The sequence below is a fragment of the Streptomyces sp. NRRL WC-3549 genome (assembly GCF_000721935.1).
In the GTDB taxonomy this organism is placed as follows: domain Bacteria; phylum Actinomycetota; class Actinomycetes; order Streptomycetales; family Streptomycetaceae; genus Streptomyces.
This window is the reverse complement of the sequence record NZ_KL585415.1, coordinates 12,831-21,131: the sequence shown is the minus strand read 5'-3', so window position 1 is coordinate 21,131 and position 8,301 is coordinate 12,831. Positions and strand designations below refer to the sequence as shown.

Genomic DNA, 8,301 nt, shown 5'->3' with positions numbered 1-8,301 from the left:
CGAGACGGCCAGGAAGGCCGTCGCCCGTGGTCGACGGGGGTTCTTCGCGTCTCTCGTCCTGCGGCGGAGCATGGGGGGTTCCCTTCTGCGGGCCGGGCCCGGATGCGCACAGGCGTGGCGCCCGTGCGCGTACACCGTCGTCGGGACCGGCGGCGGTCCGGGCCGGGGGTCGGATGGATGCTGCTGCGACGGACGTGGGGGCGGGCCGTCGGCGCCCCTCCCGGCCCGGTACTCCGGCGGGCGGCACCGGGCCGGGAGGGCTGTCGGCCGAGCGGGTCAGAACCGCACGTCGGAGCAGGCGTAGAAGGCGTTACCGGTGTCCGCGACGGTCCAGACGCCGAGGATGATGTGTTGGCCGCTCTTCTGCGGCAGGACGCCCTCGTGGCTGACCGTGGAGCCGGGCAGGCGGCCGCCGAAGGGCACGGTCAGAAACGGCTGCGGATCCAGATCGGCCCTGGTCAGCGGCTTGGTGGGGTCGTAGCCGTCCTTCGTGACGTAGTAGCGGAAGTCGGTGGTGGCGTGACGTGCGCTGATACGCCAGACGAAGGTGTGGCTCCGGCCCGCGGTGAGCTTGGTGGTGGGCCAGTTCCCGCCGCGCGGGTCGTCCAGCTCGGAGAAGCGGCCGTTCCCGCCCGCGCAGATCTGCCCGTCGGCCGGACCGCGCGTGGGGAACCCCTTGGGGCCTTCCACACTCGGCGGTTCCCACTGGATCTGCCCGCAGTTGCGTACGGTGCCGTTGCCGCACAGTTGCTGACGGCTGACGGGTGAGTCGGTGTAGCCGTGGCCCTGGGCACTGCCGGCGGTGGCGACGAGCGCGCCGCCGGCCAGCCCGAGGCCGAGGAGTAACGAGGTGATCTTCCTTCGCATGGTGCGGCTCCCGTGGTCCTGGATTCCGGATGTCTGGGCGGACACGCGGCCTCCGGTGCGCCTGCCGGGTGGAGCGGCGGGGACGAGCGCGGCAGGGCAGCGGTAACCGGAGGCAACGCGTCCGCTGCGGTCTAGACCAACTCTGAGGCTAGACCCGCCGACTCGACATGTCCATACCAATGAAGCCACGGAAGGCACGCTCGACCGGGGCCGCGGGGCCACCGTCCACCGGCACGCCCGAGGCCCGGCCGCCTCGCGGGCTCCCGAGTGACAGACGAGGAGTACGGCCGCGACCAGCGTCAACGCCCCACTCCCCCCTTTACCGGTACGAGTGACTCGGCGACGGTTCACGGGCGTGTTGATCTTCCCTCTCGCCATCATCTTGGCCGTGGCAGCCGTGCCGTACGGCCTGACGGCACGGCTGTGCCCCATGTCAGCACCGTGCTGTCCGAACCCACCAGGAGCGCCCATGGCGAACGAACTGAAGTACGGCGACAAGATCTACCTGCAGAACGCCTTCAACGACTACAAGGGCGGCTACCTGGACACCAACGGGCATGCCGCCGCGTCCGGGGCCAAGTACGGGGTGTCGACCGCCGAGTCACCCACCCGGGGCCAGGGCACGGGCACCTGGGAGATCCTCTCGGCCACCGGCAAGGCCACCGGTACCCCGGTCACCAGCGGTGACCTCGTCCAACTGCGCAACCTCTACGGCGGCGACGGCGGGTACCTCGACACCAACGGGCACGCGGCCGACGGGCAGAAGCGGTCCGGGGCCAAGTACGACGTGCTCACGTCTACGGCCAGGGAACGCGCGGCGGGTTCCGGCACCGGCAACTGGCACATCTTCGCCCGCGCCTCCGCCCCCTCCGACCAGAGCGTCCGCATCGGTGACGTCGTGCACCTGTGGAACACCTACGCCGGCAACGGCGGGTTCCTGGAGACCAACGGCAACGGGCCCGTCGCCGGGCAGTACAAGGTCTGCACCAGCGCCTACTACAACCGGGCCGCGGACGTCGCCGACTGGAAGATCCACCGCGCCTGACCCGCCGGTGGGGAAGCCGACGCTCCACCCGCCCCCGCGCGGCTTCCCCACCGCGGAGTGCCGGGCGCAGATCCCCCGCGACGGCCCTGCCCGGGGCAGCGCGCTTCCCGCAGCCATGCGCGCCCACCACCGCCGAACGCTGCGGACGCCTCAGCACCTGGCGCAGCGGCCATCCGCTCCGCGCCGGAGGTCCGGCAGCCTCGCCCCGGTCTGGCTTCCGCGATCCGCCACGACGCCGGACGGTGTCCAGGGCCGCCGCTCGGCCCGACGCGCCGCAGGACGAAGGGGGCGGTACGTCACGCGTACGGCTCCGTGCCCGCACCGGGCACCGGGTCCTTACGCCTCCCGGCGGTGGTTCTAGGGCGTGTCCGCGTCAACAACGCTGCCGGTCCATACACCTAAGAGGGGACGACCGCGCCACCGGGCGTACCGTCGTCGCCCGCCGCCTCCTGCGGCTGCTCGCTCAGCTGCTCCCGTACGTAGTTCCACACGACCGCGACCATGGCGGCGGCGGGGACGGCGAGCAGGCTTCCCACGATTCCGGCGAGGCTGCCGCCCAGTGTCACCGCGAGCAGGACCACCGCCGCGTGCAGACCGAGCCCGCGGCTCTGGATCATGGGCTGGAACACGTTGCCCTCCAGTTGCTGCACCACGATGATGATCACCAGCACGATCACCGCGTCGGTCAGCCCGTTCGACACCAGCGCGATCAGGACCGCGACGAAGCCCGCGAACAGGGCGCCGATGATCGGTACGAACGCGGACACGAAGGTCAGCACCGCCAGCGGCAGCACGAGCGGTACGCCCAGGATCCACAGGCCGAGGCCGATGAAGACCGCGTCGAGCATCCCGACGAAGGCCTGGGAGCGTACGAACGCGCCGAGGGTGTTCCAGCCGCGCTCGGCCACGGTGGGGACGTCGGTGGCGAACCTGCCGGGGAGCTGGCGGGTGAGCCACGGCAGGAACCGTGGGCCGTCCTTGAGGAAGAAGAACATCAGGAAGACCGCGAGGACCGCGGTGACGACTCCGTTGACCACGGTGCTGAGCCCGGTGACGACGGTGGTGACCGTGCTGCCGAGACTGTTCTGGATACGGTCGATGGCGGCGTCGAGCGCGTGTGAGATCTGGGCGTCGTCGATGTTCAGAGGTGGTCCGGCGGCCCATGAGCGGAGCTTCTGGATGCCTGCGACCACCCCGTCGGCCAGCTGGCCCGACTGGGACGCCACCGGCACGGCGATCAACGCCACGATGCCCCCGACGACCAGGAGGAACAGCACGGTCACGGCTGAAGCCGCGAGAGCCGGGGGCCAGCCGCGCTTGCGCAGGAACCGCGCCACGGGCCAGGTCAGTGTGGTGAGGAAGAGACCGACCACGAGCGGCCAGACGACCGGCCACATCCGGCCCAGGATCCACAGCGTCACCGCTGCCATCACAAGAACCAGCAGCAGCTCGGCCGAGAGACGCGCCGATGTCCGGAGCGTGGTGCGGGTTTTGGTGGCACTCAACCTGGCAGACATAGGGTCACCCTATTGGCTCGCCCGGCGCCCTCCCGACGCGCGCCCGGCCCGCCCCGGCCGGGGCCGCCACGCACGGGGCGCCGCCGGGTGGTACGGCGGGCGCGGGTGCCCGCCGGGAGCTCAGGTCAGCCGGCGTCGGAGGAACTCCACGGTGGTGCGCCACGCCTCGGCGGACGCCTTGGGGTCGTGGGCCTCCGGTCGGCCGTCGTTGAAGAAGGCGTGCCCGGCCGGGTACGTACGCAGGTCGGCGTCGACGCCCGACTGCTCCTTGATCGTGCGGCGGAGTTCACCGAGCGACTCCGGCGGGATCGACTCGTCCCGCTCCCCGTAGTGTCCGAGGACCTCCGCGCGGAGGTGGGAGAAGTCCGGGAGGTCTCCCTGGATGACTCCGTAGAAGGGCACCGCGGCGCCGACCCGTGGTTCGACGGCGGCGAGGTACAGCACGAAGCCGCCGCCCATGCAGAAGCCGACGGCGCCGACGGTGTCGGAGGTGACCTCGGGGCGGGCCAGGAGATGGTCGACCGCACCGGAGAGCAGCTCCACGCCCCGCTGGACGGGCAGGTCCTGCATCAGGCGCAGGGCTTCCCGCGCGTCGTGCGCGACGTTTCCGCCGTAGAGGTCGGGAGCCAGGGCGACGAAGCCCTCCGCGGCCAGACGCTCGGTGACGTCGGCGATGTGGTCGGTCAGACCCCACCACTCCTGGATGACGATGACCCCCGGCCCCCGCCCCGTCGGCGGGAGGGCGAGGTACCCGTGGGCGGTGCCCCCGGAGCTGGGGAAGGTGACGTTCTGGCGAGCAGGGTTACCGGTGGGCTGAGGCGACTCGGACAAAGCGGTTCCTTCCTGGACGGTGGACGGGTCTGAGCGACGGCGGCCGTGTCGGGGGCCGCCGCTTCTCCCGACCCACCCTGCCATCTCCGCCGGGCCCGTGGCATGCGGTGGCCACCAGGGTCGCGGGCCGCCGTCAGCGCGGGTCGCTCGTGGTCCGGTGCCCTGTGGGGAGCCGGCCGCGGACCGCGTCGACGTCTCCGTTGACGGTGGTCAGCGTCATGCCGTACCGGGCCCGTTCGCCGGAGGCGGGAGCGGGGACCGTGACGGAGGTCCGGCCGTTTCGGGTGGTGGCCTCGGTGCGGTAGGCGGGTGCGTCCTCGGGCAGCACCACCCGGACCGATCCGTTGGTCGTCGTGGCGACGAGGCGCGCCGGTGGGGACCCGCCGGTGAGCGTCACGTCACCGTTGACCGTCCCGGCGTCCAGGCGGGCGGAGTCCACGGCGTCGGCGTGCACGGAGCCGTTGCGTGTGGTGAGCCGTAGGTCGGCGTCCGGCAGTCCGGCGCGTACGACCGTCACGTCACCGTTGACCGTGGTGAGGTCCAGCGCGGCGGCGACGTCGGCCACGTCGATGCCCGCGTTCCTCGCGCGCACCGTGACGGCGAGACGGGCGGGCACCTGGACCACGGGCATGCGGGGGCACTCCCGGCCTCCCTGGTCCGATTCCTCCGGGCACGACAGGTCCAGAACCCAGTCGTCGCCGTGGTGTGACCAGCGGCCGGTGATTTCGGGGTCGAGGGCGGCCCGGTCCGACTCGGCCGGCCGCAGTCGGGCCCCGTTGTCCGTGGTGACCAGCAGGTGTGCTCCGCCCGCCAGGGATGGCGGCGTCCCGGTGTGTTCGCCGGCCTCGTGCCGGGGGGCGGGGCCGCAGGCCGTGACGAGGAGGGCGACTGCCAGCAGTGCGGCCGGACGCCGGGCCTCTGGGAGGGCTACGAGTTTCATGTATGCCCAACTGCCCCAGCCAGCACCGGACATGACACCGCAAGCGGCGCGGCCGGTCACGCCGCCTTCCGGCCGCCGGAGCTCCGCCCCGCGGTCCGGGGACCGTCGGCCCCCGCGGGCCGCACCTGCCTCGCCGCGCTCCTCGACGGGACGAGCCGCAGATGACGGTGTTCACGGGCATGGCGCGGTCTCTCCGGCGCGGTGAACATGCGGTCCTCGTAACGGCCCAGGAGAACGACGGCCACCAGCAGGAAAGGCGGTAAGAGAAAGACGAGAGTGATCACATCGGGCTCCCGGGGGGGGCGAGTGGGCTCCTTCTCCGCGTTGCCCGTCGCCGCTCCGCCAGTACCCCGTTACGTGAGGATCGTGTGACCGTCCCCCGACCACCGGATACGCGTCGGGCGGCGGCGGGCGGGGTCCGGGAAGGGGCTGTCCCCGGCGGCGGGTGTGGGCACGCGCTCTCCGGTGGCGGGGAGACAGCGGGATCCGGCCCGGTCAGGCGGCCGGTGGGGGGAGGAGACGGTCAGGCGGCAGCACGACGAGCCACCGCCCGGCGCCCCGGGCCCCTCCGAGGCGTCACGGTACCGGCGGGGTCACGCGGTGAGGAGGGAGTCGTCCTCCGGGCGGGCCCCGGGCAGTTGATGGCGGGCCGCGATCAGGGCGGCGTCGATGTCCTGGGTGCCGGTGGAGACACACAGTGTGTAGGTGATGTCGTCCATGCGCTGCCGGACCTCACCGTCGCTGTTCCCCGCGTCCAGGATGCGCAGCGTGTCGTACTCCTGGATCAGGTTCCCGAGTATCGCGGGGTGGGCCATCAGCATCGGCTGTCTCCTTCTGCGGGCATCGCGAGGTCGTGTCACCGGCCCACTACCCCGGCGCGCCGACGCCATACGTCCTCCTGCCTCGGCGGTACGGGGTCCGCCCCACCCGGCCGTCGCTTCGCGCCGGCCGGCGGCGCCGTCAACGGCCGTACGCGGTGCGGCACAGTGCGACGATGTCGGCGGAGGCCACCCCGCTGCCCGCCGCGCAGACGGTGCGCATGCCGTACGTCGGCTGTGGTCCGGCGGTGCGGAGGGCCGGCCCCCTACGAGGTGGCGTACCCGCTCCCCGTACGTCCGGGCGGGCCGCGGCGGGGGGCCGCGGCAGGCGGGGGGCCGCAGAAGGGGCCGACGCGACGGGGCCGGCCCGTCGGTCCGCGGCCTCGCCCTGTCTCCGCTTCCCCGCGCTCTCCTCGTGCGACTGCTCCTCGGTCCTGCTCAGGGCGTCATGCACGGGCCGGGGGGCGAGGGGCGCCGTGGACGCCTGGGCGGCGGGCGTGTTCCGCGCGTACCCGGACGGGGCCGGAGCCGGTCCCTCGGAGCCGGCCGGTACGGACACGCCTCGGAGCCGGCCGGTAAGGACACGCAGCCTGCCGTACTCAGCAGGGCAGTGAGCGCGAGAGACATCGACCGCAGGTTCATGCCCTGCTCAACGACGGGCGGCCCGGCCGGACACGTCCGGAATGCGGAGCCTTGGCGGCGGCCGTCACTCAGCCCGGCAGGCCGTCCCGGGCGATGTCCAGGGCGCGGGCGATGGCACGGGCCGGCGTCCGCTGCCCGGTGTCCGCGTTCCACGCCCATTCCTCGACGGCGACGCGCAGCGCGCCGTTGAGGACGGTGGCCTGGACCCGCGGTTCGAGGTCCTCGGGGCGGCGGCCCGTGCGCTCGGCGATGACCTCGGCGAAGACCGGCTCGGCGTCGTGGTGGACCTGGAGCCAGACCGCGCGCAGTCCGGGCTCGGTGCGGGTGAGCCGGACCAGGTCGCGCAGCGCGTCCGGGTCCATGGCGCTCTGCTCCTCGCCCGACCGTGGCCGGGTCCCGGCCACGGCCTCCGAAAGAGGGCGGTCACGGGGCCAGGACCTCATCAGCTCGGTGGCGGCGTCGAGGGCGTAGGTCAGGAGCGGACGGACGCAGAGCTCCTTCGACGGCGTGTACCGCCACAGGGTGCGCTGCGAGATGCCCGCGGCGGCGGCGATGTCGTCGGCCGTGGTCCCGTTGACGCCCCGGTCCGCGAAGAGCCGCACCGCCTCGCGGGCGATCTCCAGCCGGGTGGCGGCCTTGCGGCGTTCGGTCAGCGGGGGGCGCCCGAGCCGGGGTGGGGCGGGGCGCACCGCGTCTGCGACGGCCCCGTCCTCTCCCCCGCTCCCACGTGTGGTTCCCACGGTCTCCGCCACCTTCCGTCCGGCTGCGCCCATGGTAACGATCTCCTTTCATGACCGACCATGCCATCTTGGCGGTGACCGCCATAAAAGAGTAGCGTGGTCGCCGTACCACCGAGAGCAAGGAGCACTTCATGAGCGTCACCACCCGCGGCCCCGGCCGCACCGTCGTCGTCACCGGGGCGGGTTCGGGCATCGGCCGGGCCACCGCCCTGCGGTTCGCGGCGGAGGGCGCGCACCTCGTGATCGCCGACATCGACGGCGAGGCGGCCCGCGCCGTCGCCGACGAGGTGGAGCGGGCCGGCGGCGCGGCGGTCACCGTGGCCGGGGACCTACGCGACCAGGCCGTGGTCGACCGGGTCGTGGCCACGGCCCTGGAGGAGTTCGGCGGCATAGACGTCCTGGTGAACAACGCCGGAATCATGGACAAGATGTCGGCGGTGGCCGACACCGAGGACGACGAGTGGGAGCGCGTGATCGGCATCAACCTCACGGCTCCGTTCCGGCTGACCCGCGCCGCGCTGCCGCACATGATCGCCGCCGGGAAGGGCGCCGTGGTGTTCACCGCCTCGGAGGCCTCGCTGCGAGGCAGTGCCGCGGGCGCCGCGTACACGGCGTCCAAACACGGCATCGCCGGGCTGACCAAGTCACTGGCCGTCATGTACCGGGACAAGGGAATCCGCACCAACGCCATCGCCCCCGGCGGCACCGTCACCAACATCCAGGTCGAAGCCGAGCCGGGCGCCCAGGGGCCCGCAGCTCTCGCCGCCTACATGGGGAACGTCGGCCGGCCCTCCCAGGCGGACGAGCAGGCGGCGGCCATCGCCTTCCTGGCGTCCGACGCGGCCGCCAACATCAACGGGGTGATTCTCCCCGTGGACAACGGCTGGTCGGCGGTCTGAGA

8 protein-coding genes are annotated in these 8,301 nt (G+C 72.8%); 2 read left to right on the top strand and 6 right to left on the bottom strand.

Features of this window, described 5'->3' with window-relative positions:
* Nucleotides 1–276 precede the first annotated feature (276 nt).
* Complete coding sequence (locus tag IH13_RS0122860) at nucleotides 277–867, bottom strand: lytic polysaccharide monooxygenase auxiliary activity family 9 protein (RefSeq protein ID WP_031087318.1); 591 nt, start codon at nucleotides 865–867, stop codon at nucleotides 277–279.
* 469 nt (nucleotides 868–1,336) lie between these two features.
* Here IH13_RS0122860 and IH13_RS0122855 point away from each other — a divergent pair, with 469 nt between their 5' ends.
* On the top strand, nucleotides 1,337–1,912 hold the full coding sequence (locus IH13_RS0122855; protein WP_031087317.1) for a hypothetical protein: 576 nt from the start codon (nucleotides 1,337–1,339) through the stop codon (nucleotides 1,910–1,912).
* Nucleotides 1,913–2,310: 398 nt separating this feature from the next.
* Here IH13_RS0122855 and IH13_RS0122850 read toward each other — a convergent pair whose 3' ends face one another.
* The 5 genes from IH13_RS0122850 to IH13_RS0122820 all read right to left on the bottom strand — a co-directional run bounded on the left by IH13_RS0122850 (nucleotide 2,311) and on the right by IH13_RS0122820 (nucleotide 7,433).
* Nucleotides 2,311–3,429, bottom strand: a complete 1,119-nt coding sequence (locus IH13_RS0122850; protein ID WP_031087315.1) for an AI-2E family transporter — start codon at nucleotides 3,427–3,429, stop codon at nucleotides 2,311–2,313.
* A gap of 120 nt (nucleotides 3,430–3,549) precedes the next feature.
* The gene (locus tag IH13_RS0122845; protein WP_031087313.1) at nucleotides 3,550–4,260 is read right to left on the bottom strand and encodes a dienelactone hydrolase family protein; all 711 of its coding nucleotides are present in this window, start codon (nucleotides 4,258–4,260) and stop codon (nucleotides 3,550–3,552) included.
* A gap of 133 nt (nucleotides 4,261–4,393) precedes the next feature.
* The gene (locus IH13_RS0122840) at nucleotides 4,394–5,200 is read right to left on the bottom strand and encodes a DUF4097 family beta strand repeat-containing protein (protein WP_031087311.1); all 807 of its coding nucleotides are present in this window, start codon (nucleotides 5,198–5,200) and stop codon (nucleotides 4,394–4,396) included.
* Nucleotides 5,201–5,793: 593 nt separating this feature from the next.
* Nucleotides 5,794–6,021: a DUF5133 domain-containing protein gene (locus IH13_RS0122830; RefSeq protein WP_031087309.1), complete on the bottom strand. Its 228-nt coding sequence runs from the start codon at nucleotides 6,019–6,021 to the stop codon at nucleotides 5,794–5,796.
* 707 nt (nucleotides 6,022–6,728) lie between these two features.
* Nucleotides 6,729–7,433: a TetR/AcrR family transcriptional regulator gene (locus IH13_RS0122820; RefSeq protein ID WP_082317676.1), complete on the bottom strand. Its 705-nt coding sequence runs from the start codon at nucleotides 7,431–7,433 to the stop codon at nucleotides 6,729–6,731.
* Nucleotides 7,434–7,531: 98 nt separating this feature from the next.
* Between IH13_RS0122820 and IH13_RS0122815 the strand changes: the two genes are divergently transcribed.
* The gene (locus IH13_RS0122815) at nucleotides 7,532–8,299 is read left to right on the top strand and encodes an SDR family NAD(P)-dependent oxidoreductase (RefSeq protein WP_031087305.1); all 768 of its coding nucleotides are present in this window, start codon (nucleotides 7,532–7,534) and stop codon (nucleotides 8,297–8,299) included.
* The last annotated feature ends 2 nt before the right edge of the window (nucleotides 8,300–8,301 follow it).

Coding starts and splice junctions, on each gene's coding strand:
- IH13_RS0122860 (WP_031087318.1), bottom strand. CDS start 867: ATGCGAAGGAAGATCACCTCGTTACTCCTCGGCCTCGGGCTGGCCGGC.
- IH13_RS0122855 (WP_031087317.1), top strand. CDS start 1,337: ATGGCGAACGAACTGAAGTACGGCGACAAGATCTACCTGCAGAACGCC.
- IH13_RS0122850 (WP_031087315.1), bottom strand. CDS start 3,429: ATGTCTGCCAGGTTGAGTGCCACCAAAACCCGCACCACGCTCCGGACA.
- IH13_RS0122840 (WP_031087311.1), bottom strand. CDS start 5,200: ATGAAACTCGTAGCCCTCCCAGAGGCCCGGCGTCCGGCCGCACTGCTG.
- IH13_RS0122830 (WP_031087309.1), bottom strand. CDS start 6,021: ATGCTGATGGCCCACCCCGCGATACTCGGGAACCTGATCCAGGAGTAC.
- IH13_RS0122820 (WP_082317676.1), bottom strand. CDS start 7,433: ATGGGCGCAGCCGGACGGAAGGTGGCGGAGACCGTGGGAACCACACGT.
- IH13_RS0122815 (WP_031087305.1), top strand. CDS start 7,532: ATGAGCGTCACCACCCGCGGCCCCGGCCGCACCGTCGTCGTCACCGGG.